2 protein-coding genes are annotated in these 567 nt (G+C 39.0%); both read right to left on the minus strand.

All coding sequences use genetic code 11. From position 1 onward, the window contains the following. On the minus strand, positions 1-270 hold a 270-nt coding region (locus J5M67_RS27555), incomplete at its 3' end, for a glycoside hydrolase family 3 N-terminal domain-containing protein (protein ID WP_279381589.1). A 3-nt stretch (positions 271-273) separates the two neighbouring features. Next, the coding region (locus J5M67_RS27560; protein WP_207888559.1) for a hypothetical protein at positions 274-567 on the minus strand (294 nt) is incomplete at its 5' end.

The raw sequence follows: 567 nt of genomic DNA on the forward strand, positions 1-567 counted from the left end.
GTCCTCAACTAATGCCGCAAAAGCCTGCATCGCAGGGAGCTGAGTGAAACCTTCACGGAAACGTTGCACGCGACCACCTTCTTGATCGACGGTAATCAATAAAGGCTTTTTCACTCGTTGACGAATGGATTTAATTAGCGCTTGAACTTGCTGACGATCATAAAAATTACGGGTAAATAAAATCAAACCAGCAACTAAAGGATGTTCCAGTAATTCAACTTCTTCTTGTTTGAGCTCATGACCTTCAAGGTCAATTAATAATGTGGACATAAACTATTGTAAGTAAAGACGATAATTGCTACTTTCTGTGCTTGGTTTTGGTAGCTCAAACACTTTCTTTTCTTGTGGTTGCAATAAAATATTGCCTGATTGGCTTTCTTGCTGATTCGGCCAAGCTTGCGTTACACCTTGTGTGTTATACCAATAAAGGTGGTAAAGCACATTGAGTTGTTGTGTAGTTTTATTTTTTAAGGCTGCGGTATTATCAGACAAATCAACATCTAAAGCCGGTGCTAAATTTGCCGCCATATTTAAAATTGGCTTATTGGTTCCAACAATATTTGGTGC

This window comes from Pseudomonas sp. 30_B (genome assembly GCF_017491605.1).
GTDB lineage: Bacteria > Pseudomonadota > Gammaproteobacteria > Pseudomonadales > Pseudomonadaceae > Pseudomonas.